The sequence below is a fragment of the Methylocystis rosea genome, assembly GCF_003855495.1.
Lineage (GTDB): Bacteria > Pseudomonadota > Alphaproteobacteria > Rhizobiales > Beijerinckiaceae > Methylocystis > Methylocystis rosea_A.
In genome coordinates this window covers 2,197,052-2,223,001 of sequence record NZ_CP034086.1, presented here as the reverse complement: position 1 = coordinate 2,223,001, position 25,950 = coordinate 2,197,052, and the positions used below count along the sequence as shown (strand labels likewise).

Here is a 25,950-nt window from a genome sequence, read left to right as displayed (position 1 = left end):
TGCAACAAGGTCGGACGGATCGTCCGCTTCTGGCGCTTCCTCGCCTTGCGGGAACGCGAGTTTTTGAACCTTTTTTCGCCATTCACCGAGACTCGAATTTATTTCATGATTTCTGAGGGTGTATTGTTCGGTCTGTGGCCCGAGGGGAAACTTGGAACCGAGACCGTTCGGGCGCCGGGCGGCGTCTTAGAGAATCTATCCCCAGAAAAGGCGGAGGAGGCTCTGTGCATTCAGAGGATATCGACGAGTTGAAAGCGAAGCGGATGTGCTTTGCTTGCATCGGCGAGCGCTACCTAAGCGATGAAGTTCGCTCCAATGGTAAGCGGGCAAAGTGCAGCTATTGCCGCAAGATGCGTCGCTCCTACAGCGTCGGTGATATTGCCGAGCGCATCCAGACGGCGTTCGAGCAGCACTACTTCCGGACGTCGGATCAGCCCGACGACTGGGAATATACCCTATTGCGAGATCGAGAGTCGAACTACGAATGGGAACGGCATGGCGAACCGGTTGTCTACGCGATCATGAACGCTGCTGAAATTCCGGAAGAGGCGGCTCAAGACGTCCAGGCGATTCTAGAGGATGAGCATAGCGACTTTGACAGCGCTGCGATGGGCGAAGAGACAGAATTCGCCGATGAGAGCTACTATGAGGAGAAGCAAGTAAGCGATGACGCTTGGCAAGAGGAATGGCGTAACTTCGAGAACGCTCTAAAAACTGAAGCGCGCTTCTTTAGTCGCACCGCGGCCTCACACTTGGCATCAGTGTTCGATCGCATTGACGGACTGCGCACGCATGATGGCCGACCGCTGGTCGTCGATGCAGGGCCGGGAACAGATTTCCATAGACTGTTTCGTGCACGCGTCTTCCAATCCGACGACAAGCTCGAAGCCGCACTCGGTAGGCCAGATCAGCACCTCGGCCCCCCTCCTGCGTTTTTGGCCGCAGCAGGGCGCATGAATGCGCGCGGCATATCTGTGTTCTACGGCGCTAACGATCCGATAGCGGCTATTGCGGAAGTACGCCCACCCGTCGGTAGCCGGGTCGCCGTCGCGCAACTCGAGATCATCCGGAAGCTGCGGCTCCTTGATTTGACAGCCCTGAAGGATGTGCGGCTTTCGGGTAGCATCTTCGATTTTGGCTTCGCAGCCCGTCTGGAGCGCGCACAATTCTTGCGGTCGCTGAGCCGACGCATCACGCAGCCCGTGATGCCGGACGACGAGCCGTTCGAGTATCTTGCGACGCAAGCTATCGCCGATTTCTTAGCGACGGAATCCTCCTTGTCCGTCGACGGGATACTCTTTCCGTCGGTTCAGGTTGCCGGTGATGTTCTCAATGTCGTGCTGTTTCAAAAATCGGCACGCGTTGCAGCCATGGACATCCCCAAGGGCGCGGAGATCACTGCGCGGACCGGACAACTCGGGGAGGACGGATGGGAACACGATTACTCGGTGATCGAGGAGGTCCCACCGGTGCCCATGGAAACGGAGAAGAAGGAGAAGGACCACCCATGGCCTGATTTCGCCGCGATAGCAACGATGCCCTGGGAGGCGGTCGATTCCGACCTACGCGGAGTGACTCTTCGCATCTTAAGTGACAGCATCAAGGTGCATCGTGTGAAACGCGTCGTATTCGATACGGACGAATTCCCGGTTCGGCGACACAGATGGGAGAAGAGAAAAGCCGACTTCTAAATGCGTTTAACGAAATTCGGCCCGCCGCTGCACTATACGGACGAATGTCCATTTTTGGCGCAAAGCGGAAATTCAAACTGACCCACTCCCCGTTTTTCGCCCAAGCCCATCCGCGCACCCTGCTACTTGATTGGCGGCAGAGGGTCGGGTGAAATTCTTCACCCTGTGAAATCGTTCACCCTTTCAGCACTGTCGGCGCGCCTAGGCGTTCGCTTCGCGCTTGTCGGAAGGACAGCGGCAACCCGTCGCTCTCGCTTAGGCGGCTAGAGACGACATACGCATGTCCGAAGACTATTCCTTCCTTCCGCCCCTGCAAGCCGAGATCGCAACTGTTATCGGGCTTTATGCGACCATGAAACTCGCGGCCGAATGGGGCGGATGCGAGATATATATTCCGGCACACGCGCCGAACGATCATTGGCTCGTGCGATCGATTGGGCGTGAGGCGACCGATGGGCTCTGCGCCTATTTTGCTGCGCGTATCGAAGGCGATGGGCGGCGCGCCCATCATGGCGTGAAAATCACGTTGCCTCTCGGGCAAGCCGGCTCACGTGAGAAGGCGCGCCGCCAGGCAATAGAACTGCTAGACAAGGGCGCGAGCCTGAAGGAAGCTGCACGCGGCTCCGGTTTGCATCAGCGAACAATTCAAAACATCCGCGCCAAATTGCGCAATGAACGAGCTGGTGCTTCTACGGCGCTCGCCAGAAAATCTTCGTAGCCAGCGGTCCAGCGCATCCCGCCTATTCTCGTGACGAGAGGAGGAAAGGTTTCACCATGTGAAACCTTTCACGCTGAAGCGAGCGATCGAACGTCGGAGCTATTTTTCCTCGTCGACGCGTGCCGAAGAAGAGTTACGCAGGAATGCGAAGCGCCCGTGCCGAAGCCGACGAAAAAGCGCGAAGCCCAAAAGCTCCCTGGACGACTGCAAGCCATCGCCGATGCGGCGGGCATAGACGCGGCAATCGCGATCGCGCGCGAGTTCGGCGGTCGGCGGCTATATCTCCCCGCTTTGAAGACGCTTCGTCGGCGCCGCCAACATCCATTAGTTGTTCTGCTTGGGCTCGAATGCGCCTTGAAAGTCGTCGAGACGATCGGCGGCTTCGGCGAATATTTCGACGTTCCGACGGCGAGAAACGAGCTGATTTACCTAAAGCTCAGAGACGGCTTGTCGCAGGGACTAAGCACTTCAGAGCTTGCGAAACAGACTGGCATTTGTCGCCGCGCAGTCCTCTACCGGCTTGCCGCTATGAGAGTGGCCAACAAGGATGCCGCGAGGACGTCAAAGGGCGCAAAGACGGGCCGCAAAAGGACGCATCACGATGATGTATGATCTAATCGAGGACAACTCCATGCTTTCCGTCTCGGCCCCGCTGCCCAAAGCCGGCGCGGAGCCGCCGACGTGGATTACGATTTTCCCTCAGCTGGGGCGCATCGCAACTCGCGACGGGAGAAGTTACGACGTGGACGCTCAGGCGCTTATCGAGCGCTTTGAAGCCGACGGCCTAGACATTCCGATCGATATAAATCACTCGACGCCTAGAGCCGCCAGCACCGGGGAGCGCGCGGACGCCGTTGGTTGGATTACCGAGCTGAGCGTCAAGAATGGCGCACTTCAGGGCAAAGTCGATTGGCTGGACCAAGGCAGGGAGGTCTTACGCAAGCGAACGCATCGCTTCGTTTCCCCCGATTTTTTCCATACGCCTGAAGGAAAGACGAAGTGGTTGCGCGCAGTTGCGCTTGTCACGGCACCCGCGCTCGCGAACCAGCGCGCGCTCGCTGCCGCGCAAACGACGCACGGCGCTTCGCTTGCCGCCAAGATGGAAGACATCATTTATGCAATGATCGCGACGCCGATGCCGCGGACGAAGCCTTTGCCCGAGTGGGTTGTCGTCTTTGCCGCCCTGGGCTTCGTCGAGACGCAAACGGAGGATATCTTCTACATCGATGGAAAGGCGATCTGCGACGCATTCACGGCGGCGCGGCGCAGCGACGATCCTGATTATCGCGAATTTCCGGTAAACATTGAACATCGCCCGGATATTCAAATCGACAATGGTGAGGACGTTACGTCGGCGCCGATCGGCGAGATTGTCGAGCTTCGCATAAACACCGGAAAATTGGAGGCGAAAATCGATTGGCAGCCTGACGCATTGCAAATCATCAACGACATGAGGCTGACCAGCGTGTCGCCGACCTTTTTCAGCGATCAGGGCGGAAAGGTAAAGCGCCTCAAGTCGATCTCTCTTGTTCGACGTCCCATGCCATTGCTTAGATCGCGCGCCGTCGGAAATGACGCGGCGCCGGAGGAGCGCGGCTATCAACCCAAGGCGGTAGGAAATTCGAGCGACGCTCGGCTCTCCGCGGTTTCTGACTTGTTGAATTATCGCGTGAAGCAATTATCCAGCATCGGTCGAGTGAACCGGGACGAGCTCTTTCTCTTGGAGATATGGCGAACTGAAAGAGATTTGCTCGCCGCCGGGATTACGCCCGACGCGTCGTATATCCGGAGTTCCGCAGCTGAAAGTGTCGACAAACACGCCAATTATGTGCTTGGCAAACTCTTTCCTGAAGGCGGCGTGAGGCTCGAAGGCGCGCCGGCCACAGCGCGCTCGGCCCTGCGCGCAAGCGTTTCCCTCCCGGTGACACGGGCCAATAAGTTGAGCGCACAAGCGACGAAGCGCCCCGAGGATTGGAGCGCTCTCGAACTGGCGGCTGAGTTCCGAAAGGAGACGGCGCAGGCGAGCGCCGCCGGGCTCCCGACCGATGTCTGCTCCGTGCAACATCGCGTCATGTCCTGGTTAGGATTGGAGTGGGACTCGGAGAACGGCAGGCTGGTGGCGAGCGCGGCCGGACCGCAGGCGACGTAGCGTCCCGAAGATTGGAGCGCTCTAGAACTGGCGGCTGAGTTCGCAAAGGAGAGGGCGCAGGCGAGCGCCGCCGGGCTCCCGACCGATGTCTGCTCCGTGCAACATCGCGTCATGTCCCGGTTGGGAATTGAGTGGGACTCGGAGAACGGCAGGCTGGTGGCGAGCGCGGCCGGGCCGCAGGCGACGCAGCGTCCCGAAAATTGGAGTGCTCTCGAACTGGCGGCTGAGTTCCGAAAGGACATGGCGCAGGCGAGCGCCGCCGGGCTCCCGACCGATGTCTGCTCCGTGCAACATCGCGTCATGTCCCGGCTGGGAATTGAGTGGGACTCGGAGAACGGCAGGCTGGTGGCGAGCGCGGCCGGACCGCAGGCGACGCAGCGTCCCGAAGAATGGAGCGGTCTCGAATTGGCGGCTGAGTTCGCAAAGGAGATGGCGCAGGCGAGCGCCGCCGGGCTCCCGATCGATGTCTGCTCCGTGCAACATCGCGTCATGTCCCGGCTGGGAATTGAGTGGGACTCGGAGAACGGCAGGCTGGTGGCGAGCGCGGCCGGACCGCAGGCGACGCAGCGTCCGGAAGAATGGAGCGGTCTCGAATTGGCGGCTGAGTTCCGAAAGGAGATGGCGCAGGCGAGCGCCGCCGGGCTCCCGACCGATGTCTGCTCCGCGCAACATCGCGTCATGTCCCGGCTAGGAATTCAGTGGGACTCCGAGAACGGCAGGCTGGTGGCGTCGAAGTGACAACGCCCTGGATGACATAGGCTGAACGCGACCCTGGGCGCGCCTCCGAGAGGCTTTGAAGAGGCTTTTGAGGTGACTAAAACCACGGGAAAAGGCGCTCTTCCGCTTGGCGCGGCGAACGTGGGCGATGTCGCCATGGTGACCATCCCCCTCGCGGAATACGAGGAGCTGCTGACGGCCCGCCGTCGCTGCGGCGAGGCTCAAGCGGCCGCTTCTGTCCCTCTATTCCGGCGTCCATGGTGGGAAATCGATACGGACGTAGCTGATTTTGTTAGATCAATTTTCGGGAAAATGCCTCTCGGGAACATGCCGGCAGCCGTGGCGGACCGATTTTCGCGGGAGCGGACACCCTCGAAATCGGGGATTTTTCGATACATGAATGTATTGAGAGGGCGGCCGGCCGATACGCCAAAGAAGAAAAGCCGAACCGCGCCGATGCGGCGAAACCCGCATTCGAAGGCCAAATTCCCGCCTACGGCCGGTTGATCTCACCTAATCCCGGTCAAATAGCGATGTCGATACCAGAATGCGGTAGGAAAAGGAAAGAGTTTCGATCACCCTCGGGCAAGGTCCGCGACGCTCGGTTAAGGGATCGGTCGGAAACGTTTAGAGGTAGTCGAATTCTGTCGCCGCCTTCCCTAATCTTTGGGCAAAGCCCTCTGCACGGCTGCCGTTCAATGAACATGATTGACCTACCCGACCTGAAGGCAAAACTCTGGCATCAGATGCGGCACGATTTGAAGTCGTTGGTTCCGTGGTTCGCAGATAATGACTTGCTGCTGTGTCCTGCTTGTTGTCGGCCACTTAGGTTCGACGAATTCTCATTGGAGCATATCATTCCGCAGCAGGCTTTAGCATGTGATCCTTTAGATGTGCGTGATGCTGTCCCGCGAAACGAGCGCAGCGGAATGACCCTGATGTGTCGAAAACCTCTTGTCATCAAAGGAAGAAAAATACCTGGGCACGGTTGCAATAGCTGGAAGGGCAAATTCTACGACGCCTCCCTTCGCGACCTCATTCGAGCCGACTTTCAAAGGAAGCAGCTTAACTCACGTCACCAGATAGCTTTGTTCTCAGCAGGGTATCTCGCGCTATTTCGACAGTTCGGATATCAGATCGCGCTTCTGCCTAGTGGCTTGCTTATGAGAAACCAATTCTTTCATCCAAACTCGTTTCTCAGGGACGTGCCACTTTCTTGTCAGGTGGTGCTAGCAGGCGAACGCCTCCGGAGCTACGAGGAAGGCAATCGAGAATATTGGAGCGAACCTTTTAAAATCACTGTGGACGGCGCATCTGCGTTCATCGTGCTACGGAACATGGTCCTCAATCTTCCACTGTCACGCGATCCCAAGCTGCCGCTCGCGCGGGCGCTACCCTATGCTCCGTCAAAATATGCTTTCAGACCCGATCTGAGAACGGCATTTGAATGATGGTGGCGGCGCGCTCCGTCCTTTGCACACTTATCAAGGACTTCGCGTGCGGGTCTTTTGAAAGTCGGTGTTCTCGATAGATGGCGCGGGCGCACGGATTAATAGAAGAGACGATGAAACTGTTCCTTAGAGACATCAAACATCATGCCTGTTGAACTTCCCGTTTCGGAGCCGCTCCCCCCCTTCCGCGAGCGGGCGCCGTGGTTCGGCGGCGATCTGCAGACGTTGCGCAACATCATCATCGGCGGACCGCCGGAGCTTCCCGGCGGCGAGCGGCTGCTGCTTCCCATGCCGGACGGCGATCGTCTCGCGGCGCGGCTTGATCGACCGGGCGTGGAGACAAACGCGCCGCTCATCGTTCTGACGCATGGGCTCGCCGGCTCCGAATCCAGCCGGCATGGAATCGCCACGGCGCGCTATCTCGTGAGCCAAGGCTGGCCGGTGCTGCGCCTCAATCTGCGCGGCGCCGCGCCCTCGCGCGCCACCTCCGGCGGGCGCTACCACGCCGGCAAGACCGAGGATCTCGTCGCGGCGCTGCGCGGGCTGCCGGCGGAACTTGTCAGTCGCGGCATCGTGCTCATCGGCAATTCGCTCGGCGGCAATCTCGTGCTGAAATTTGTGGGCGAGGGCGGCCATCAGCTGCCGGTTCTCGCCGCCGTCGCCGTGTCGACGCCGATCGACCTCGCCGCGTCCTGCGCCCGGCTGATGGCGCCGCGCAATTTCGTCTATCATCGATACATGCTGGATGAGATGAAACGCGAAGCGCTGGCGCCGAGCGCCGCGCTCACCGCCGCCGAGCGCGCCGCGATCGCCGGCGCCCGCACGCTTTACGAATTCGACGATCGCTTCGTCGCGCCGCATTTCGGCTATCGGGGCGCGCCGGACTATTACGAATCCAACGCCGCGAAGAATTTCCTCGCCGGCGCGAGGCTGCCGACGCTGATCCTGCATGCGCTCGACGACCCTTGGGTGCCGGCGGAGAGTTATGCGGCGATCGACTGGTCGACTCTGCCGATGATCGAGGCGGCGCTGACGCAGGGCGGGGGACACATGGGTTTTCATGGCGTCGGCAGCCTGACGCCCTGGCATGATCGCGCCGCGGCGTTGTGGCTGACGCAAAAAGGTCTCGGGCCCGCGTCGCATGTTCAAGACGAAGTGAGGCCGCCGCAATGAATGCAGGCCAGACGATGGTGTTCGGCGACAACGCGGGCGACTATCGCTCCTTTCGCCCGCATTATCCCGACGCGCTTTTCGCGTGGCTCGCAAGCGTCGCGAAACAGGATCGTCTCGCCTGGGATTGCGGCGCGGGGAGCGGGCAGGCGGCGCTCGGACTGTCGCGCCATTTCACGCGCGTGCTCGCGACGGACCCCGATCCCCGGCAGCTGGCGCTCGCGCCAAAGGAGCCCAATGTCGATTATCGTCTGGCGCGCGCGGAAGATGATCTCGGCCTGCGCGGCGAGGTCGATCTCATCGCCTGCGCCTGTTCGATCCACTGGTTCGACCTGCCGAGTTTTTACGCGAACGCGCGGCGCGCCTTGCGCGCCGAGGGGATCATCGCGGCATGGACCTATGACTGGCCGCGAACGCATGTCGAGCCGCTCGATTTAATCTTGCGCAGGCTGAAGGAGGATATTCTTGGCCCCTTCTGGGCGGAGAATTCGGCGCTCTATTTCAATCGCTACGAGACCCTGCCGTTTCCGTTCAAGGAGATCGATTGCCCGCTGTTTCAGACGCCCATCGCCCGATCAAAAAGCGAGTTCGTGAGCTTTCTCAAGACCTGGTCCGCGGTCGAGAAATACAGACTGCATTATGGCCGCGATCCGCTGGCGCTCGTCGATCGCGAGTTGGAGGGGGTCTGGCGCGCGCATCCGCCGGATCTGCCGCTGTGCGTCCCGCTTTACATGCGCTGCGGCGTTAACACACCGTAAACTTAAGAATTGGCGCGCGCTATCCTACGTGTCGCCCGCAGCTTTCCCTAATTTTGCCTGTTTCTTGACGACGATGAAGAGTCGTCGCGTTGAGCCAATGCCGTATCGCCCGAGGGGATCGTTCAGCAAAGGACAGCAATATGCTTGAGGCCGGCAAAATTTATAAAGTCACGACGCTTGTGAATTGCGAAGGCGCCTGGGACGAAGAGATCGATCTATGGACCGTCACAGCGGTCGAAGGCACCTGCGCCAAGCTCAGCAATGAGAGTCGCGAAAACAGGATCGTCGACACGGCGTCCTGGAATTTCGTCAAAGCCGAAGCGGTCGAATAGGTTTCGATTCGTCGGCTGTCGGGGGACAATGTCGTCCCCGCGACGAAGGATCGCCATCGCGCTTTGGCGCGCGCCGGAGCGCCGCTATTTGCAGTTCATCAGCCGGGCGTCTTTCGTTAAGCCGGATTCGCTGCACAAGCCGAAGTGCCTGTCGGCGTCGTCGTTGTTCGGACAGCCGCCGCCGGATTGTTTGTCGTAAGCGGCGAAATAATAACTGTCGAAGTTCTGCGGGCGCGTTTTCCACGTGCTGAAATAATCAATTTCCGACTCGATGTTCATGTCCTTCATGCCGGCGTTGTTTCCACAGCTCGGCCAGCCTTCCTCGGTGACGATGACCGGCTTCGCGGTTTTGCCCGCTAAGCCTGTAACAGTGGCCTGAATGTCGTTTGCGACGCTCCTGCCGTTGACCTTCTCGGGCGAGCCGCCCCAGAACGGATAGATATTCGCGCCGATGACGGGGACGTTCTGCAACACTTTTTGAGGATCGCTTGCGACGAGGCGATTCCAATCCGGCGCGCGTTGCGCCGTCGTCACCACAACCTTGTTGTTGGTCTTACTCCTGAGCGTGTTCATGTCGGCCACGATTCGCTGTTGCATCGCCGGCTGCGGATTGCCTTGCCAATCGAACATGTCTTCATTGCCGACGACGAATGCGATGACCGTTCCGGGGTAGCGGAAATTAGCGTCGACGGCGGCGCTGATCTGCGACTGTGTCCAGTCAGGATGATCGGGAAATTCGAAAACGCCGAGCATCAGGCGCATGTTTCTCGCCGACGCCAACTCGGCGATGCTGACGCATTGCTGCCCGTTGATCGTGCAATAGGTCGAGTAGAATGTCTTGACGCGCGAAAAGCCCAGCGTCCTGATCTGGGTGAGATCGTCGCCGACGACCTTCTTCATCGTCGCGAAGTCATTGGCCTTCTGCGCCGCCAGGTAAGCGCCGCTGTGCGCAGGGTCGTAGTTGACGCCGTTTTCAGCCGCATAGGCATGGGACGACGCGACAATAGACGCCACGAGGGCGCTGCGAATCCAAGTCTTCATAAATTCCTCCAAGATCTCTCTTAAAAGACGAACGAACTTAACTTCCTTTGAGGTTTTAAAACGTAAGAGTCGTGACAATCCGACTTTTCAACTAGAATTTTGTAGCGCGTCTGCGGTTTGACCTCGTCATATGCGGGTCGGTAGCTCGGCGACGCCAGCCGCGCTATGAAGGAGCGAGTCGGCGTCGACGCCGCGCGCATCGGGAGGCGGGGATGTATAAGAAAATTCTGGTGGCGGTGGAAATCGGCGAGGACGAGGTCACGCAGATCGCGCTCGACGCGGCGGTGGCGCTCGCAAAAGTGGAGCATGAGGCTCAGCTTCGGCTCATCAATGTCCAGCCGCTCGTTCCGGTGGCCTTCATCGACTACATTCCGCCCAATTTCGACGAGGAGATGCGCGAGGCGACCGAGAAGGACCTCGCAGTGTTGCGTGGCAAGATCGCCTATCCGGCAGAGCGCGTCTCCTCGATCGTGCGCTTCGGCGCCGTCTACCCGGAAGTGCTCGCCGAGGCCGATGAATGGGGCGCCGACCTTGTTGTCGTTGGTTCGCATCGTCCGACGATGGCGACCTATCTGCTCGGCTCCAACGCCAAGACCATCGTGCGCCACGCCAAATGTTCGGTGCTTGTCGTGCGCAAATAGGGCGCGGTGACAGGCGCCGGGCGCGCGGCTAGACTTCGATGATGATCCGATTCGCGCCTCTGGCGATTATGACTTGCCTCTTGCTCGCCGCGGGAGCCGCCGCGGCGAAAGCGCCGATCGACGCCCAATTGCTGAAGCGCGGGCGGGTGATCGCGCAAGAAAATTGCGGCCGCTGCCATGCGGTCGGCCCGCGCGGCGTCAGCGCGAATCCGAAGTCGCCGCCGTTTCGCGATCTCGCGCGAAAATATCCGCTGCACAATCTCGAAGAGGCGCTCGCCGAGGGCATTGTCGTCGGCCATGAGGGCGTCGAGATGCCGCCGTTCCGGCTTAGCGCTGCGCAGATCGAAGCGCTGCTCGCCTATCTCAACTCCGTCCAGAGGTAGACCTGCGCGACCGCTGGCGCGGGAATGAATCGCGATGGTTGAACTGCCAATCGACACGCTCTACGCGGGGCGCCCGCGCGAGATCGCCCCCGGCCGCAAAAGCGCGATTTGCAAGGAGCCGCTTGAGCCGCCCTGGCGCATCGAGGTGGAAGGGCTCGTCGGCGATCGACAGGCGGATCGGCGTTATCATGGCGGCGTCGAGAAAGCGCTGCACCACTATCCGCGCGAGCATTACGACGCCTGGCGCGCGGATGTGCCGGAACTTGCGCAAGAATGGCGTCCCGCCGCCTTTGGCGAGAACATCTCGACGCTCGGGCTCACCGAAGATTCGGTCTGCGTCGGCGACGTCTTCGCGCTCGGCGGCGCGCGCCTGCAGGTGAGCCAGGGACGACAGCCCTGCCTGACCCTCAATTTTCGCTTTGGCCGGCGCGACATGGCGCGGCGCACGCAGGAGACGATGCGCTGCGGCTGGTATTACCGCGTTCTCGAAACGGGCGCGGCGCAGCCGGGCGACTCGCTGCGGCTCATCGAGCGGCCGCGTGCCGATTGGCCGCTCTCGCGCCTATTTGCGCTGCTCCACGACCGCACGCAGGCTTACGATGAACTCTCTGATATGGCCGCGCTGCCGGAGCTGGCGGAAAGCTGGCGGGCGCTCGCGCGCAGGCGAATCGAAAGCCGCAAGGTCGAAGACTGGAGGCGGCGGCTCGGAGGATAGGCGTTAGGCGCTTTGGCGACAAAGTCGTTTGCGCGATGCGGCGTCATGCGCGACGTTGACGCTGCGGCCTTCGACCATGCTGGGCGCTGCACATAATTTGTAGGCACGCGATGAAAGACTTGGACAGGAAGCAACATCCGGCGGTGCGTCGATTGCTGGATCTGATGGATCCGATCGGCTACCTGCTCACCGAACTCTTCCACCTTCTGGGACTGTTCGCGATCGGCGGCGCGACGGTCTGGGCGGCGGCGAAAGCGTTTCTCGAAATGTCGACGAAGGGTCACGCTTCGATCGAAGATTTGTTGCTGCTCTTTATCTATCTCGAAATCGGCTCGATGGTCGGCATCTATTTCCGCACCAATCACATGCCGGTGCGCTTCCTTCTCTATGTCGGCATCACGGCGCTCACCCGCCACATGATCGGCTATGTGCAGACGGAATCGGTCCCGGACGTCGGCATACTGATCCTCGCGGGCGCGACGCTCATTCTCTCGCTCGCCGTCCTCACGATCCGCTACGCCTCGGCGCGATTTCCCTCCAAGGCGTCGGACGGCATGGACGGCTGAACGCGCCCTGAGGCGCGCCTCCGCCGTAGCGGCGGAAGCGCGGGAGACGGTGGGTCAGTTCTTCATCTTGGAGAGCGCATCGGCGCAGTCCGGCGAGACTTCGGCCTTATGCGCCTGAAAACAGGCGAGGATGCGCCCGCCGCCAGGCATGACGCCGCTGCACAGCCTCGAATAATCGGCCTTGCATCTTACCTTCACGTCGTCGGGAATATCGTTTCCCGCCATGGCCTGCACGGGCGCGACGCTGGCGAAGAGGGCGATCAGCAACAGGCATACGGAATGGCGCATGTAGTTTTTCCTGGGTTGGGGTTGGAGACGAAGGCGATCGGCCGAGAGTGGGATTGTGACCCGCCTGCCGCGATCAGGGCAAGAGGGCGGCGAGGAGGGCGGGCGGCGAGCCGAGCGGCGGCTGACCCGCAGCGCTTCAAAACGCCGCGCTCCGCCCTTTGCGGCCACGGCTTTGCGAGACAGGCCGCTCTAGTCTAAGAGAAAACGGCAAAATAGCCGAGGAAAGAATGTCCGCGATACCGAACTTTGCATCAATTCCCTTTGCGCCCGTCGCGCCCGAGCAGGAGCCGAAGCCCCGCCGCTGGCTGACGCCCGAAGGGATCGAGGTGAAGAACGCCTATGGCCCCGAGGATATCGAGGGCCTCGCCTTCGTCGACGGCTATCCGGGCGTCGCCCCCTACGTGCGCGGACCCTATCCGACGATGTATGTCGCCCAGCCCTGGACGATCCGCCAATATGCGGGCTTCTCCACGGCCGAGGACTCGAACGCCTTCTACCGGCGCAACCTCGCCGCCGGACAGAAGGGCCTCTCCGTCGCCTTCGATCTCGCCACCCATCGCGGCTATGATTCCGACCATCCGCGCGTGATGGGCGACGTCGGCATGGCGGGCGTCGCGATCGACTCGATTTATGACATGCGCACGCTGTTCGACGGCATTCCGCTCGATCAGATGTCCGTGTCGATGACCATGAACGGCGCGGTGCTGCCCGTTCTCGCGCTCTTCATCGTCGCGGCGGAAGAGCAGGGCGTGCCCGCCGAAAAGCTGACGGGCACGATCCAGAACGACATCCTCAAAGAATTCATGGTGCGCAACACCTACATTTACCCGCCCGACCCGTCGATGCGCATCGTGTCGGATATTTTTGCCTATACCTCCAAGCATATGCCGAAGTTCAACTCGATCTCGATCTCCGGCTATCACATGCAGGAGGCCGGCGCCTCGGCCGATCTCGAATTGGGCTACACGCTGGCCGACGGCGTCGAATATGTGCGCGCCGGCGTCGCAGCCGGCCTCGACATCGACGCCTTTGCGCCGCGTCTTTCCTTCTTCTTCGCCATCGGCATGAATTTCTTCATGGAGGTCGCGAAGCTGCGCGCCGCGCGCCTGCTCTGGGCGCGGCTGATGAAGGATCTCGGAGCGAAGTCCGAGAAGAGCATGACCCTGCGCACGCACTGCCAGACCTCCGGCTGGTCGCTGACGGCGCAGGATGTTTACGTCAACGCCATCCGAACCTGCGTCGAGGCGATGGCGGCGACTCAAGGGCATACGCAGTCGCTGCACACCAATGCGCTCGACGAAGCGCTCGCGCTGCCGACCGACTTCTCCGCCCGCATCGCGCGCAACACGCAGATCGTGCTGCAGGAGGAGAGCGGCACGACGCGGATCATCGATCCCTGGGGCGGTTCTTACTATGTCGAACGCCTGACCGCGGAGCTCGCCAAGGGGGCGTGGAAGCATATCGAGGAGATCGAGACGCTCGGCGGCATGGCGAAGGCGATCGCCGCGGGCGTGCCCAAGCAGCGCATCGAGGAGGCGGCCGCGAAGACGCAAGCGCGCATCGACAGCGGAACGCAGGTCGTCGTCGGCGTGAACAAATATCAGCCGGTGAACGACGCCAAGCCCAATGTGCTGAAGGTCGACAACGCCGCGGTGCGCGCCGCGCAGCTCGATAAGCTCAAGCGGCTGCGTGAAGAGCGCGACGAAGCGAAGACGCAAGCAGCGCTCGACGCGCTGACCGACGGCGCCACGTCGGGCGCCAATCTTCTCGATCTCGCGGTCAAGGCGGCGCGGGCGAAGGCCAGCGTCGGCGAGATCTCTTTCGCGCTCGAAAAAGTGTTCTCCCGCCATCAGCCGAAGGCCAATGTCATTTCGGGAGTCTATGCGAAGGAAGCCGGCAAGGAGAGCGTTCATCTTGGCCGCGTCATCGGCATGACGCGCGACTTCGAAGAGAACGTCGGGCGCAAACCACGCATTCTCGTCGCCAAGATGGGTCAGGACGGCCATGACCGCGGTCAGAAGGTCATCGCCTCGGCCTTCGCCGACATGGGCTTCGACGTCGTCATCGGCGATCTCTTCGCGACGCCCGATGAAGTCGCCAGGAAAGCGGCGGAAGCCGACGTGCATATCGTCGGCGTCTCGACGATGACCGCCGGCCATCTGACTCTGACGCCGGAACTGCGCGACGCGCTCAGACGCGCCGGGCGCGGCGACATCATGATGGTCGTTGGCGGCGTCATCCCGCCTGATGATTTCCAGGCGTTGTATGATTCTGGCGCGGCGGCGATCTTCCCGCCCGGCACCAACATTCCGCTCGCGGCTGAGAAGCTGCTGTACGAGCTGAATATCCGTCTGGGCTTTGCGCAGCGCGAAGTGGCGAAGGCGGGGTAACTGACAGGTTCACCACCCCCTCCCTGTCCCTCCCCCGCTAAAGCGGGAGAGGGGACGCTCACGACGATTTCGCATCATGCTGCTTGACGAGCGCAATCCGCTCCCTCTCCCGCGAGCATAGCGAAGCGGGGGAGGGTTGGGGAGGGGGCGATAGCAGCGCTACAAAAAAGCGTTATCTAAATGGCGCGAAGTCGGGAGAAGCACGATGGATGAAGACGCTTTCAATATGGCGGTGCGCAAGTTCCTCAAGGAGGTGGGCGTCACCTCGCAGCGCGAGATTGAGCGGATCGTGCGCGAGCACAAGGACGATCACGGCCGCTTGAAGCTGCGCATGGCGTTGACGGCGGAAGGCACGCCGCTCAATCACATCGTCGAAACCGAGATTGACGTTCGCTGAGCCGATCAGATCGTAGGCGCCTCGACGAGGCGGGCGGCCTCGTCGATCTTTGCAGCGCGCGCGCGAATCTGCTGCTTTTCAGATTCGAGGGTCAGTTTCGCCTCGGCGCGCGCCAGGGCGTCCGCGGACTGGCGGAGCGCGGCCTTGCCGAAGGTCGTCGCGTCATCGCGCGTCAGACCAAGCAGAATTTTCTGCAGCCAGATCTGCACTTCGACTATGGCGGCGCCGTCGCGCGCGATAGGGCGAAAGAAATCCTCGAACATGTCGCCGACGTCGAGCGGCGGCAAATAAATGTTCGCGAAATTCACTTCCGCCTCGCTGCGGGTTTCCCACAGAGCGAGAAGACGCGCGCCACGCGTCAGCACGTCGATCGCGGTGCCGGGGTCGTTGATCGCCGGCGAGAGGGCGCGCGATGCGATTTCGCCAAGCACGATGAGCCCGAAGCGCGGATCCTGCTCGAAGGTTCGATTGTCGCCGATGGAGAAGACGCCTCGCAGAGTTTCCGTCAGCTCCTTGAGCCGCTCTTGTTCGATATCAGGACAGGCCACGCAACACAGGGGCTTGGTGCGATGCGCAAAGGAGCCAGGGTTCACCTGAATCCACAAGGTCGCGCCTGCTTCTTCCGCCGCTTCCTGCGCGGCCTCGAGGTCCATGTGCACGACATAGCCCGGCCGCACGGCATGAATCGGCGTCGCGTTCTCGGGCGGCGGCGCGGCCAGCGGCTTGCATCCGAGATATGGCGATTCGAGCCGTTCCTTCAGCGCTTCGGCGGTGGCCTTCTCCACCCGCGGCAGAAGGTCCGAAATGCGGCCGAATTCACGCAATAGATCAACCCAGCGAATGAAATTCCAGAACATCAGCGCGATCACGACAAGCGTGACGAAGAACAGCAGGAGCCGTCCGGCGCCGCCGTAGATTCCCATATTGAGCGTGACGATTCCGACAAGGCTGAAGACGAATGCGCCGAGAAAGGTTGCTATGACCTTTTGAGAGGTCTTCTCTTCAAGCAGAAGCTGCGTTGTGCGTGGCGTCGCGCTCGATGCGGCGCTGGCGATGGCGGTCGCCATAATGCCCAGCGAGAAGGTCGACACCGCCAGCATGGAGGAGGCCAGTATGGTCAGCACGCTTTCGAGTGCGTCGGCCCCGAGCTCCCGGTCGATCCACTCCGGCACATAGGTGCGCAACAGAAAGGCGGCGAAGGCCGTGGCGCAGGCGACGATCGCATAAAGCGTGACCCGCACCCATAATTGCTGGAAGAAATGGGACAGCCGCCAGGCCCACTTGCGTTGCATGTCCTTTTCCCTCTTAAGCGCCCGTATCGAAGCTCAAGACGGGAAATAGCGCTCACCGGCCGCCAAGCCACAGCGGACTATTTTAGACGCAGAGACTTCCCAGCCTCGGCTGGCTCTGGAATGCAACCGCGCGTCGCGCGGCTGCACTGTCTTTAAGATCCAGACGTCAACTTAACCAAGTAGGACCGGAAGCCGCTACCAGCACGTGCAGCCGCCGCCGTAGCCGTAGGCAGGAGCGGCCGCGCCATAGTAGCCGGGGGTAGCCGCGCCATAATAGCCGGGATAGGAAGATCCCCAATAGCCGGAGCCGCCGTACGGGTAACTCGTCGCCGCCCCGAGCGCCAGGCCGGTGGCCAAGCCCGCGGCGCCCAAGCCCAATCCGAGACCATATCCCCCGCGACCGTAATAGCCACGGTTCCACCCGAAGCCGCCACGGCCCCATCCGCCGCCGCCCCAAGCCTGGCGGCCCCATCCGCCGCCTCCACCCCAACGGCTCCACGCGGAGGCCGGAGTGGCGACCGACAACGCTCCAGCGAGCATGGTTGCGGCGAGCGCTGTCGTAAGTAGCTTGCGTGAGTTTTTCATTCCAAAATCTCCAGGTCCTCGTGTGAGGAGCCCCCCGAGCACGCCTAACGCGACACCAGTACTGTTGTTCCGGGCGCGAGGTTTGAGACGGGGAGACTTTGTCCTGCGGAGGCCGAGGCTTTCGGATTGCTCTTACAGCGCTGGAGCAAGAAAAAATCACAGGGATTCTATCGCGCTATCCAGAAGCTAGCTGCTCGCGGTTAAAGCTCGCCGGGCGCGGTGTGGAAACGTGCAAAAAATTGAGCGGCCAGTGACGGCGTGCGCTGCGTGAGCGAGCGATCAGAACAAAGCGCGCTGATTTTTGAACGAGCGCAAAAAGCGCCGGATCGGCGATGCGCGAGGTTTCTCTATGCTATGGAAGTTTTGGCGAGAGAGACGGGACTTGAACCCGCGACCTCCGGCGTGACAGGCCGGCGCTCTAACCAACTGAGCTACTCCCCCGCGAGCGCGCGCACGCGAGAGGCGCCAGATAGCGCAGCCGCATCTAGAGGTCAAGGAACTTCGCTGTCGCGGACCTCAGACGAAGCGCCGCGGGGCCGGGCAAGCCGCGCCGAGCGCCCCGCTGCTGGCGTCTTTCCCTGACCTTCCTTTGCCTTTCCTTTGCGCCTGCATTAAGCCTCGCGCCATATAGGGAGACAGATGTTGGACGACGACATGCGCAGGCGGCGCATCCGGGTGCGCGCCTGGCGGCGAGGCTTGCGCGAGATGGACATCCTCATGGGACGCTTCGTCGACGCCCGCGTCGAGACGCTTCCCGCGCAGGCGCTTGACGAACTCGAGACTCTGCTCGACCTGCCCGACGCCGCGGTGTACCGGTGGCTCTCGGGGGCTGAACAGCCGCCAGCCGAGCATGACACGTCGCTTCTACGGCAGATCATCGCCTTCCACACACATGATGGGCCGATCCATTGAGCGCCGCCGCGACAAAGCTCAAGAAAGCGGCGGCGGGACTTCAAGCGGCCCGCGCCGGCCTCGTCAAAGGCGAAAGGCTGATTTTCGCCCATGCGCCGGACGGGTTCGACGCTTTCGTCAGCGCCGATCTTGCGCGCGCGCTCGCGCGCGAGGCGGAAGGACATGCGGCGGTCTTCGTGCATGTCGCACGCGACGGCGCGCGGTCGGCGGCCTTTCGCACCGCCCTGCGTTTCGCCAATCCCGACGTCGAAATCCTCGACATCCCGGGATGGGACTGCCAGCCCTACGATCGCGTGTCGCCGCACGCGGGCGTCGTGGCGCGGCGGATGACGGCGCTTTCGCGTCTGACGCGCGCAAAATCCTCATCCGAACGTCCGCGCGTCGTCACGACCACCGTCGACTGCCTGTTGCAGCGCGTTCCGCCGCAAAAGATGATCGCCGCGGAAAGCTTCGCCGCCGCGCCCGGCAATGTCGTGAAGCTCGACGAGCTGGCGCTTTGGCTCGAGTCGAACGGCTATCTGCGCGCCAGCACCGTGCGCGAGACCGGCGAATATGCGCAGCGCGGCGGCATTGTCGATCTTTATCCGCCGGGGCTGCCGGCCCCGATCCGTCTCGATTTCTTTGGCGAAACGCTTGAATCGATCCGCTCGTTCGATCCCGATACGCAACGCGCCACGGGGCAGCTCCGTTCGCTCGACCTGACGCCGATGAGCGAATTGCGGCTGACGAGCGAGACGATGCGCCGTTTCCGGCAGTCCTACGCTGCGCGCTTTGGCGGGCAGACGCGCGGCGACGCCCTTTATGAGGCTGTCAGCGAAGGCCGGCGCTTCCACGGCATGGAGCATTGGCTGCCGCTCTTCTATGAGCGGATGGATACGCTCTTCGACTATCTGGGCGAGGCCCCTGTCGTGCTCGATCCGCTTGTCGAGGATGCGGCGGCGGAGCGCGTCAAGCAGATCGAGGATTATTACGACGCGCGCAAACATGCGCATGATCTCGATCCCGCCGCCTCAAACTATAAGCCGCTCGAACCGCGCGCGCTCTATCTGTCGCTTGACGAATGGCGCGCCGCCATCGAGGGGCGCGCGGCGGCGCAATTCACGCCTTTCGCGGCGCATGAAGGCGAGAAAGTCATTGATTGCGGCGCGCGGCCCGGCCGCGACTTTGCGCCCGAGCGCAACACGCCCGACGTCAATGTCTTCCAAGCGGCCGCGGACCATGTCGAGGCGCTGCGCGACGCGGGCAGAACGGTCGTCGTCACCGGCTGGTCCGAGGGCTCCTGCGAGCGGCTCGGCCATGTGCTCGCGGAACACGGCTTGCCCGACTTGCCGCGCGTCGCGTCGCTTCCGCAGGCGTTGTCGAAGGCCGTCTCCATCGCCGTTCTCGGGATCGAACACGGCTTCGAAACGGATGCCTACGCGGTTCTGGGCGAGCAGGACATTCTTGGCGATCGCTTCGTTCGTCGCCGCCGCAAACGCAAGCCCAACGAAAATCTCCTCGGCGAGGTCGCCGCGCTCGCCGCCGGCGATCTCGTCGTGCATGTCGATCACGGCATCGGCCGGTTCATCGGCCTCGAAACGATCTCCGCCGCCGGCGCGCCGCATGATTGCCTCGAACTGCACTACGCTGGCGGCGACAAGCTCTATCTGCCGGTCGAAAACATCGAACTCTTGACGCGCTATGGCGGCGAGGACGCCGAAGCGCAGCTCGATCGGCTTGGCGGCGCCGGCTGGCAGTCGCGCAAGTCGCGGATGAAGAATCGCATCCGCGAAATGGCGAAAGGGCTCATCGAGATCGCGGCGCAGCGGCAATTGCGCGAGGCGCCGAAGCTCGCCCCGCCGGAAGGACTCTACGACGAATTCTGCGCGCGCTTTCCTTATGATGAAACCGAGGATCAGCTCGCCGCCATCGATGCGACGCTCGATGATCTCGCCGCCGGCCGGCCGATGGATCGACTCGTTTGCGGCGACGTTGGTTTTGGCAAAACCGAGGTCGCGCTGCGCGCCGCCTTCTGCGCCGCCATCAATGGCAAGCAGGTGGCCGTCGTCGCGCCGACCACCTTGCTTGCGCGCCAGCACTACAAGACCTTCAGCGAGCGCTTTGCGGGCCTGCCGGTGCGAATCGGACGATTGTCGCGCATGGTCGGCGCCGCGGAAACGCGCGAGACGAAGAAGGACCTCGCCGAAGGCCGCATCGAGATTTTAATCGGCACGCATGCCGTACTTGGCAAGACGGTGAGCTTTAAGGATCTTGGACTCGTCATCATCGACGAGGAGCAGCATTTCGGCGTCGGCCATAAGGAGCGGCTGAAAGAATTGCGCGCCGAGGTGCATGTTCTGACGCTCTCGGCGACGCCGATACCGCGCACGCTGCAGCTCGCGATGACGGGCGTGCGTGAGCTTTCGATCATCGCCACGCCGCCGGTCGACCGGCTGGCGGTGCGCAGCTTCGTCTCGCCCTTCGATTCGCTTATTGTACGCGAAGCGCTGCTGCGCGAGCGCTATCGCGGCGGCCAGGCTTTCTTCGTCTGTCCGCGCATCGAGGACCTCGAGGAGGCCGCGGCGTTTCTGCGCGAAAACGTGCCTGAGTCGAAATTCGTCCTGGCGCATGGGCAGATGAGCGCGAGCGAACTCGAGGACAAGATGTCGGCCTTCTGCGAAGGCAAATTCGACATTCTGCTGTCAACGACGATCGTCGAGTCGGGCCTGGACATCCCACGCGCCAATACGCTGATCGTCTGGCGCGCCGATATGTTCGGCCTCGCGCAGCTCTATCAGCTGCGTGGCCGCGTCGGCCGCGCCAAATTGCGCGCCTACGCGCTGTTCACGACGCCCGCAACCCGCACGATCACGCCTCAGGCGCAAAAGCGTCTGGACGTGCTGCAGTCGCTCGATACGCTTGGCGCGGGCTTCCAACTCGCCAGTCACGATCTCGACATTCGCGGCGCCGGCAATCTGCTTGGCGACGAGCAGTCGGGACATATCAGGGAGGTGGGCTACGAGCTTTATCAGCAGATGCTCGCCGACGCGATCACGCTGTTGAAAGCTGGAATCGAGGAGCCGCAGGAGGAAGCCTGGTCGCCGACGATCGCGATCGGCGCGCCGGTGACGATACCGGAAGATTATGTCGCCGACCTCACGCTGCGCCTGCAGCTCTATCGCCGTCTGTCGACGCTCGAAACGGACCAAGACATCGAAGCGTTCGCCGCCGAGATGATCGACCGTTTCGGCCCGATCCCGCCGGAGGTGGAACAATTGCTCGAGATCGTCGCGATCAAGGCGCTCTGCCGACGCGCGCATGTCGAGAAGATCGACGCCGGCCCCAAGGGCGTCATCGTCGCGTTCCGCGAAGACAAATTCGCAAACCCGGCGGGGCTCGTGCGTTATGTCGCGGAGCAGCGGTCAAGCGCCAAGGTGCGTCCCGACATGCGCGTCGTGTTCATCCGCGAGTTCGAAAACACGAAACAGCGGCTCGCCGGCACGCGCCGAATTCTGCGCGCGCTCGTCGAGATCGCCGAGAAGAAGAAGGCGGCATAAGCTTTTGCGCCGCAACGCAGTGCGGTTTTTTGCGTCGCGGGATTTGTTCAAAAAAATCGCTTTCGAAATTCATGCGACCGCGTGACGATTCGCCCATCGCCACACGGCTTGATCTGTGACAAAGTTGCAGACGTTCAACGGCGCCTGATGCTCGGTTAGGCGCTCAACATGCGCGAAACTCCAACAGTGATTCGTCGCGCCAGCGACGACAGGAGCGATCGCGACAAACATCGCAAGGGAGGGCGCCATGACGACGCGAAAACAAACATCGCGCGGAAAATTGCTTGCGGCGAGCGCCGCTGCTTTGCTCCTCGCAGCTGGACTCTCGGTGGCGCAGGCGCAGCAGGGCGGCGCCGATCAGGGCGGCATGGACCATGGCAAGATGGACCATGGCGCCATGGAGCATGGCAAAATGGACCACGGCGGCGCCGCCGCCCCGGCGCAATGGGCGGACCCCGGCAAGGCGCAATCAGGCGGCGCTGAATCCGGCAAGGTCGACGAGCAGAAGAGCGAAGCGGGCAAGGCCGACGAAGGTCATGCGGGCCATCACGGCGGCATGTCGGGCATGGGCCAGGGCGGCGGCCAGAGCGGCGGCATGGGCGGCATGGGCGGCGGGATGATGGGCGGCATGTCGGGCATGAGCCACGGCGGCGGCAAGGACGGCGGCAAGGCCGGCGACGGCATGAGCGGCATGTCGCATGCCGGCGGCGGGATGATGAACAAAATGGTCTGCGGCTTCGCCGAACATGTCGATGGGCGGCTCGCCTATCTCAAGGCCGAGTTGAAACTCACGGCGACGCAAACCGGCGCCTGGAGCGCCTTCGACGAGGCATGGCGCGCCGCGGCGCAAAAGGCGAAGCAAAAATGCGACGCCGCCGACATGCGCATGGATCATTCCAAGCCGGAAGTGTTGAACAAGCTCACGATGATGGAGAACCATATGGTCGACCATCTCGAGGTCGTGCGCGCGCAAAAGGCTGCGATCGAGTCGCTCTTCACCGGTTTGAGCGATGAGCAGAAGAAGACCGCAAATGAGACGCTGAGCGGCATCATGAAGGTCGGCATGTCCATGGGCGACATGATGGGCGGCGGCATGATGGGCGGCATGGGCGGCGGCATGATGGGTGGCATGTCGCATTCGGGCGGCGGCATGGGCGGAATGCAGCATTAGTCGGCGTAACATCGCTCCCGGCGGGCCGAAGGCCCGACCGGGAGTGCGTTTGAATAGACGGCTTTTCAGATTGAGTTTGATACACGGCTCTGGATTTGCGAATGCGCTTCGCGGCCGCGCGTCTTCAGCCGCTCTACTCCACCGAGAACTCGCGCATCATGCCTGCGTCCTCATGTTCGAGGTTGTGGCAGTGATACATGAAGCGGCCTTTGAAATCGCCGAACGGCTTGATGATTCGCAGGCGCTCGCCCGGGGTGACGAGCACAGTGTCCTTTAGGCCGCTGTCGATGAAGCCGTCGCGGACCGAGGCGTAGGCGTCCTCGTCGCCTTCAAAGCGGCGCTCGATAATTTCGAAAGGCTGGCCGTGCAGATGGATGGGATGCGCCATCGACATCATTCCCATCATGCCCATGCCGCCCATGCCCATGCCGCCCATTCTGCCCCGCATCATGCCGCCGCCCATCATGCCGCGACCTTGCATCCCGCCCATGCCCATCCCGCCCATGCCCATCCCGCCCATGCCCATCCCGCCCATGTCCATGCCGCCCATGCCGCCGTGCTCATGGAAAATTTCGATGAGCTGCGTCGTGTCGACGGGGATGCGCTCGCGCGGCTGGATGTCGTCGTGACCGTAAGGTCGTCCGTTCAGGAACATCGCCATATGCGCCATGGTGATGGCGATCGGAATGGGATCGTCCAAATTGGCGATCTCGTCCTTGCGGAAACGCCGTATCGTCGAGAGCTTTTCCGGAAGCTTCCATGAGTCGGTTGAGGTTTTCGTCACCCTCGCCGTAAACAAAGGGAATTCCTCGCCCAACGCGAGATCGCTTCCCATCATGCGCTGCGCCATCGGCGGAATCAGACCGTAGAATTCTCCGCTCAGCATCGTCAGCTTCGCGCCTTGCGGACGTCCGCTGAAATCGACGATGAGATCGACGCGCTCGGCGGGCGCGAGCATCACATAGGGCCGCGTCTCCGCCTTCTCCAATAGACCGCCGTCAACGCCGATCACGGTCAGCGGCGTCCGGTCGTCCCAGCACAATTTGTAGATGCGCGCATTCGAGCCGTTGAGGATCCGCAGACGATAGGCGCGGCTCGCAACGTCGAACGTGAAGTCGCTTCGTCCATTGACGAGCACGCGGTCGCCATAAAAACCGAACATGCTCGTATGCATGTCGCCGCCGTAGGCGAGCTGATTGTCGTCGCCGAACGAGCGATCCTGGATGACGAGCGGAATTTCGAATTCGCCGGACGGCAGTCCGAGCGCGCGCTCTTCCTCGTCCTCAACGATGATGGCGCCCGCCAGGCCGCGATAGACCTGCGTCGCTGTCTTCTCGTGCGTGTGCGGATGATAGAAATACATCCCGGCGCGATTGCGGACCTCGAATTCGTAGACGTACGTTTCGCCCGGATCGATCGCCGCCGTCGGATGGCCGTCCATGAGCATCGGCACATGCAGACCGTGCCAATGCGTGATGGTTTCCTCCGGCAATTCGTTGCGAAGCCGGATGCGAACCTTTTGTCCCTTGGTGAACCGCAGCAGGGGGCCGAGGTAAGCGTCAGGCAGGGCCGTCAGCGCATTCGGCGGACCTTTGATCAGATTGCCGACGTAGCGCCACACCCGCGTGGCCTTGCCCGTCAAGATGGAGGTTTCGTCACGCTTGCAGATTAATTCGAGTTCAATATCCGGCGTGAAAGCGTCGGACGCACGGTTCGGCGCAATCCGGCGCATCGCATGACCCTGGCCCAAGGCCGGAGCGCCGATCGTCGCCGCTGCGCCCGCGCCGATGAGAAATCCCCGGCGCGACAAGGGCCTAAAGCGTTTCATGCATCCCCCCAGCGGCGTTCGAGCGCCACTTAAATTAGATACTGCTTATATATGCGGTCTCAGCGCATTGATAACTGCGGCAAAACGCGTCATGTTTTTGCGGGGGCGCGTTTTTGCCCAAAGGCGGCTATAATTTTAAAGTGACGCCCCCCGATCACCGACACAGTTCGACTATGCAAGCAGCGGCGGCGCTGGAGAGCGGCTTTCCATCCCAATGAACGACAGCAGCGGACAACGCGCCTTTAGCGCGACCTTGGCCGTGGACGCCCTTCGGCGGCGCCGCGCGCTCTTGGTGCGCCCGCGCTTCCTCATGTTTCTCCTGCTGTGCCTGTTGGCGCATCTGTGCGTCCTCGCGTTCCTGCTCTTGGAGGACTGGCGCTCGGCCCGCGAAGCGCCGCGGATCGTCGAGGAAACTCCCGTCGAGGTGATCACCGAACCGCCCGCGCCGAAGCAGGAAGAGCCTCCCGCGCCCGAGCCGGAGAAGCCGCCGGAGCAGCAAAAGCAGCAGCAGAAGCCGCCGCCCCCTCCGCCGCCCGTGGAAGAGGAAAAGCCGGCTTTCGACGCCCCCGAGGCCGAGAGCAAGACCAAGTCCGACGTTAACGCGCCGGAGGAGAAGGACGTCAAAACGCCGAAGAACGCGGAGGAGAAGGACGCGCCCAAGGACGACAAGCCTCAGGGCATGAAGGACGCCGAGGACGAAGACGGAAAGGCGAAGGCTCCGGAGGAGACCAAGGAAACGCCCCTCGAGGACAAGAGCGACGCCGAGATCATCGAGCAGGCCGCGCCCGAAAAGAAGCCGCAGGAAAAGCCCGACCCGAACGAAAAGGGGTCGGTGAAGAAAGGCGAGGCGAACTCCATCGCCGATCAGCTCGCGGCGCTCGCGCCGATCCCCGACTACAAGCTCGCCGCGCCGCGCAAGTTCTCGCCGGTTGGCGGCGGCCATGCGAAGACGACCTATCTGACGATCCTCTACGGCCTCATCATGCCGCACATGCGTATTCCTCCGCGCGTGCGCGGGAGCGGCGCGATAGGCAGGGGCGCGGTTGTCTTCTACATCGACGAGATGGGCAATCTCACCCATCAGGCGGTGCACCAGCCGAGCGGCGCGCCCGATCTCGACGCCGCCGCTCTTGCGGCCGTGCGCCGCGCCGCGCCGTTCCCGGCGCCGCCGCGCGGCCTGCCGCACTCAATGATCTTCAGCTACGCGACAAAGTAGTCT

23 protein-coding genes and 1 tRNA gene are annotated in these 25,950 nt (G+C 62.1%); 18 read left to right on the top strand and 6 right to left on the bottom strand.

What is annotated here, in order from left to right; genetic code table 11:
• The first annotated feature begins 224 nt into the window (after positions 1 to 224).
• From EHO51_RS10775 to EHO51_RS10740, 8 genes are all read left to right on the top strand, one after another.
• Positions 225 to 1,691, top strand: a complete 1,467-nt coding sequence (locus tag EHO51_RS10775) for an RES family NAD+ phosphorylase (protein ID WP_124738902.1) — start codon at positions 225 to 227, stop codon at positions 1,689 to 1,691.
• 280 nt (positions 1,692 to 1,971) lie between these two features.
• The gene (locus EHO51_RS10770; RefSeq protein ID WP_124738901.1) at positions 1,972 to 2,409 is read left to right on the top strand and encodes a helix-turn-helix domain-containing protein; all 438 of its coding nucleotides are present in this window, start codon (positions 1,972 to 1,974) and stop codon (positions 2,407 to 2,409) included.
• Positions 2,410 to 3,010: 601 nt separating this feature from the next.
• Positions 3,011 to 4,558 carry a phage protease gene (locus EHO51_RS10765; protein ID WP_164479384.1) on the top strand — a complete coding sequence of 516 codons (1,548 nt, stop codon included), beginning with the start codon at positions 3,011 to 3,013 and terminating at the stop codon, positions 4,556 to 4,558.
• 111 nt (positions 4,559 to 4,669) lie between these two features.
• Positions 4,670 to 5,296, top strand: a complete 627-nt coding sequence (locus tag EHO51_RS10760) for a hypothetical protein (protein WP_124738899.1) — start codon at positions 4,670 to 4,672, stop codon at positions 5,294 to 5,296.
• Positions 5,297 to 5,973: 677 nt separating this feature from the next.
• Positions 5,974 to 6,726 carry a hypothetical protein gene (locus tag EHO51_RS10755; protein WP_124738898.1) on the top strand — a complete coding sequence of 251 codons (753 nt, stop codon included), beginning with the start codon at positions 5,974 to 5,976 and terminating at the stop codon, positions 6,724 to 6,726.
• Between the two features lie 144 nt (positions 6,727 to 6,870).
• Positions 6,871 to 7,899, top strand: a complete 1,029-nt coding sequence (locus tag EHO51_RS10750; RefSeq protein ID WP_124738897.1) for a YheT family hydrolase — start codon at positions 6,871 to 6,873, stop codon at positions 7,897 to 7,899.
• Positions 7,896 to 8,654 carry a class I SAM-dependent methyltransferase gene (locus EHO51_RS10745; protein ID WP_124738896.1) on the top strand — a complete coding sequence of 253 codons (759 nt, stop codon included), beginning with the start codon at positions 7,896 to 7,898 and terminating at the stop codon, positions 8,652 to 8,654. Before EHO51_RS10750 ends, EHO51_RS10745 begins: the two co-directional genes overlap by 4 nt.
• Positions 8,655 to 8,794: 140 nt before the next feature.
• Complete coding sequence (locus tag EHO51_RS10740; protein WP_029651067.1) at positions 8,795 to 8,986, top strand: hypothetical protein; 192 nt, start codon at positions 8,795 to 8,797, stop codon at positions 8,984 to 8,986.
• A gap of 84 nt (positions 8,987 to 9,070) precedes the next feature.
• On the opposite strand, the gene EHO51_RS10735 is transcribed toward EHO51_RS10740, so the two are convergent.
• Positions 9,071 to 10,027 carry a glycoside hydrolase gene (locus tag EHO51_RS10735; protein WP_124738895.1) on the bottom strand — a complete coding sequence of 319 codons (957 nt, stop codon included), beginning with the start codon at positions 10,025 to 10,027 and terminating at the stop codon, positions 9,071 to 9,073.
• 212 nt (positions 10,028 to 10,239) lie between these two features.
• Here EHO51_RS10735 and EHO51_RS10730 point away from each other — a divergent pair, with 212 nt between their 5' ends.
• From EHO51_RS10730 to EHO51_RS10715, 4 genes are all read left to right on the top strand, one after another.
• Complete coding sequence (locus tag EHO51_RS10730) at positions 10,240 to 10,668, top strand: universal stress protein (protein WP_124738894.1); 429 nt, start codon at positions 10,240 to 10,242, stop codon at positions 10,666 to 10,668.
• Between the two features lie 68 nt (positions 10,669 to 10,736).
• Positions 10,737 to 11,051 carry a c-type cytochrome gene (locus EHO51_RS10725; RefSeq protein ID WP_432431908.1) on the top strand — a complete coding sequence of 105 codons (315 nt, stop codon included), beginning with the start codon at positions 10,737 to 10,739 and terminating at the stop codon, positions 11,049 to 11,051.
• A 34-nt stretch (positions 11,052 to 11,085) separates the two neighbouring features.
• Positions 11,086 to 11,766, top strand: a complete 681-nt coding sequence (locus tag EHO51_RS10720; RefSeq protein ID WP_124738892.1) for an MOSC domain-containing protein — start codon at positions 11,086 to 11,088, stop codon at positions 11,764 to 11,766.
• Positions 11,767 to 11,876: 110 nt separating this feature from the next.
• Entirely contained in the window at positions 11,877 to 12,332 is a 456-nt protein-coding gene (locus EHO51_RS10715; RefSeq protein WP_124738891.1) for a phosphate-starvation-inducible protein PsiE, read from the top strand.
• A gap of 54 nt (positions 12,333 to 12,386) precedes the next feature.
• Here EHO51_RS10715 and EHO51_RS10710 read toward each other — a convergent pair whose 3' ends face one another.
• The gene (locus tag EHO51_RS10710) at positions 12,387 to 12,620 is read right to left on the bottom strand and encodes a hypothetical protein (protein ID WP_124738890.1); all 234 of its coding nucleotides are present in this window, start codon (positions 12,618 to 12,620) and stop codon (positions 12,387 to 12,389) included.
• A 227-nt stretch (positions 12,621 to 12,847) separates the two neighbouring features.
• Here EHO51_RS10710 and scpA point away from each other — a divergent pair, with 227 nt between their 5' ends.
• Positions 12,848 to 15,010: a methylmalonyl-CoA mutase gene (gene scpA, locus EHO51_RS10705; RefSeq protein WP_124738889.1), complete on the top strand. Its 2,163-nt coding sequence runs from the start codon at positions 12,848 to 12,850 to the stop codon at positions 15,008 to 15,010.
• Between the two features lie 205 nt (positions 15,011 to 15,215).
• On the top strand, positions 15,216 to 15,407 hold the full coding sequence (locus EHO51_RS10700; protein WP_124738888.1) for a DUF6494 family protein: 192 nt from the start codon (positions 15,216 to 15,218) through the stop codon (positions 15,405 to 15,407).
• A gap of 5 nt (positions 15,408 to 15,412) precedes the next feature.
• Here EHO51_RS10700 and EHO51_RS10695 read toward each other — a convergent pair whose 3' ends face one another.
• The 3 genes from EHO51_RS10695 to EHO51_RS10685 all read right to left on the bottom strand — a co-directional run bounded on the left by EHO51_RS10695 (position 15,413) and on the right by EHO51_RS10685 (position 17,725).
• Positions 15,413 to 16,699, bottom strand: coding sequence for a DUF2254 domain-containing protein (locus EHO51_RS10695; RefSeq protein WP_124738887.1), 1,287 nt, complete (start codon positions 16,697 to 16,699; stop codon positions 15,413 to 15,415).
• A 195-nt stretch (positions 16,700 to 16,894) separates the two neighbouring features.
• Positions 16,895 to 17,284 carry a hypothetical protein gene (locus tag EHO51_RS20855; protein WP_245434553.1) on the bottom strand — a complete coding sequence of 130 codons (390 nt, stop codon included), beginning with the start codon at positions 17,282 to 17,284 and terminating at the stop codon, positions 16,895 to 16,897.
• A gap of 364 nt (positions 17,285 to 17,648) precedes the next feature.
• Positions 17,649 to 17,725, bottom strand: a tRNA-Asp gene (locus tag EHO51_RS10685).
• A 198-nt stretch (positions 17,726 to 17,923) separates the two neighbouring features.
• On the opposite strand from EHO51_RS10685, the gene EHO51_RS10680 reads away from it, so the two are divergent.
• From EHO51_RS10680 to EHO51_RS10670, 3 genes are all read left to right on the top strand, one after another.
• Complete coding sequence (locus EHO51_RS10680) at positions 17,924 to 18,196, top strand: succinate dehydrogenase assembly factor 2 (protein ID WP_124738886.1); 273 nt, start codon at positions 17,924 to 17,926, stop codon at positions 18,194 to 18,196.
• A complete protein-coding gene (gene mfd, locus EHO51_RS10675; RefSeq protein ID WP_124738885.1) occupies positions 18,193 to 21,732 on the top strand; it encodes a transcription-repair coupling factor in 3,540 nt (1,179 codons plus the stop codon). Before EHO51_RS10680 ends, mfd begins: the two co-directional genes overlap by 4 nt.
• Positions 21,733 to 21,979: 247 nt before the next feature.
• Entirely contained in the window at positions 21,980 to 22,903 is a 924-nt protein-coding gene (locus EHO51_RS10670) for a Spy/CpxP family protein refolding chaperone (RefSeq protein WP_124738884.1), read from the top strand.
• A 133-nt stretch (positions 22,904 to 23,036) separates the two neighbouring features.
• Here the strand turns inward: EHO51_RS10670 and EHO51_RS10665 are convergent, their stop codons facing one another.
• A complete protein-coding gene (locus EHO51_RS10665) occupies positions 23,037 to 24,731 on the bottom strand; it encodes a multicopper oxidase family protein (protein ID WP_124738883.1) in 1,695 nt (564 codons plus the stop codon).
• Between the two features lie 214 nt (positions 24,732 to 24,945).
• Here EHO51_RS10665 and EHO51_RS10660 point away from each other — a divergent pair, with 214 nt between their 5' ends.
• On the top strand, positions 24,946 to 25,947 hold the full coding sequence (locus EHO51_RS10660) for a TonB family protein (RefSeq protein ID WP_124738882.1): 1,002 nt from the start codon (positions 24,946 to 24,948) through the stop codon (positions 25,945 to 25,947).
• Positions 25,948 to 25,950: the final 3 nt, after the last annotated feature.

What these genes read in the sequence shown, in the direction of transcription:
- EHO51_RS10770 (WP_124738901.1), top strand. Translation starts at nt 1,972, where the DNA reads ATGTCCGAAGACTATTCCTTCCTTCCGCCCCTGCAAGCCGAGATCGCA.
- EHO51_RS10765 (WP_164479384.1), top strand. Translation starts at nt 3,011, where the DNA reads ATGATGTATGATCTAATCGAGGACAACTCCATGCTTTCCGTCTCGGCC.
- EHO51_RS10760 (WP_124738899.1), top strand. Translation starts at nt 4,670, where the DNA reads ATGTCCCGGTTGGGAATTGAGTGGGACTCGGAGAACGGCAGGCTGGTG.
- EHO51_RS10755 (WP_124738898.1), top strand. Translation starts at nt 5,974, where the DNA reads ATGAACATGATTGACCTACCCGACCTGAAGGCAAAACTCTGGCATCAG.
- EHO51_RS10750 (WP_124738897.1), top strand. Translation starts at nt 6,871, where the DNA reads ATGCCTGTTGAACTTCCCGTTTCGGAGCCGCTCCCCCCCTTCCGCGAG.
- EHO51_RS10745 (WP_124738896.1), top strand. Translation starts at nt 7,896, where the DNA reads ATGAATGCAGGCCAGACGATGGTGTTCGGCGACAACGCGGGCGACTAT.
- EHO51_RS10740 (WP_029651067.1), top strand. Translation starts at nt 8,795, where the DNA reads ATGCTTGAGGCCGGCAAAATTTATAAAGTCACGACGCTTGTGAATTGC.
- EHO51_RS10735 (WP_124738895.1), bottom strand. Translation starts at nt 10,027, where the DNA reads ATGAAGACTTGGATTCGCAGCGCCCTCGTGGCGTCTATTGTCGCGTCG.
- EHO51_RS10730 (WP_124738894.1), top strand. Translation starts at nt 10,240, where the DNA reads ATGTATAAGAAAATTCTGGTGGCGGTGGAAATCGGCGAGGACGAGGTC.
- EHO51_RS10725 (WP_432431908.1), top strand. Translation starts at nt 10,737, where the DNA reads ATGACTTGCCTCTTGCTCGCCGCGGGAGCCGCCGCGGCGAAAGCGCCG.
- EHO51_RS10720 (WP_124738892.1), top strand. Translation starts at nt 11,086, where the DNA reads ATGGTTGAACTGCCAATCGACACGCTCTACGCGGGGCGCCCGCGCGAG.
- EHO51_RS10715 (WP_124738891.1), top strand. Translation starts at nt 11,877, where the DNA reads ATGAAAGACTTGGACAGGAAGCAACATCCGGCGGTGCGTCGATTGCTG.
- EHO51_RS10710 (WP_124738890.1), bottom strand. Translation starts at nt 12,620, where the DNA reads ATGCGCCATTCCGTATGCCTGTTGCTGATCGCCCTCTTCGCCAGCGTC.
- scpA (WP_124738889.1), top strand. Translation starts at nt 12,848, where the DNA reads ATGTCCGCGATACCGAACTTTGCATCAATTCCCTTTGCGCCCGTCGCG.
- EHO51_RS10700 (WP_124738888.1), top strand. Translation starts at nt 15,216, where the DNA reads ATGGATGAAGACGCTTTCAATATGGCGGTGCGCAAGTTCCTCAAGGAG.
- EHO51_RS10695 (WP_124738887.1), bottom strand. Translation starts at nt 16,699, where the DNA reads ATGCAACGCAAGTGGGCCTGGCGGCTGTCCCATTTCTTCCAGCAATTA.
- EHO51_RS20855 (WP_245434553.1), bottom strand. Translation starts at nt 17,284, where the DNA reads ATGAAAAACTCACGCAAGCTACTTACGACAGCGCTCGCCGCAACCATG.
- EHO51_RS10680 (WP_124738886.1), top strand. Translation starts at nt 17,924, where the DNA reads ATGTTGGACGACGACATGCGCAGGCGGCGCATCCGGGTGCGCGCCTGG.
- EHO51_RS10670 (WP_124738884.1), top strand. Translation starts at nt 21,980, where the DNA reads ATGACGACGCGAAAACAAACATCGCGCGGAAAATTGCTTGCGGCGAGC.
- EHO51_RS10665 (WP_124738883.1), bottom strand. Translation starts at nt 24,731, where the DNA reads ATGAAACGCTTTAGGCCCTTGTCGCGCCGGGGATTTCTCATCGGCGCG.
- EHO51_RS10660 (WP_124738882.1), top strand. Translation starts at nt 24,946, where the DNA reads ATGAACGACAGCAGCGGACAACGCGCCTTTAGCGCGACCTTGGCCGTG.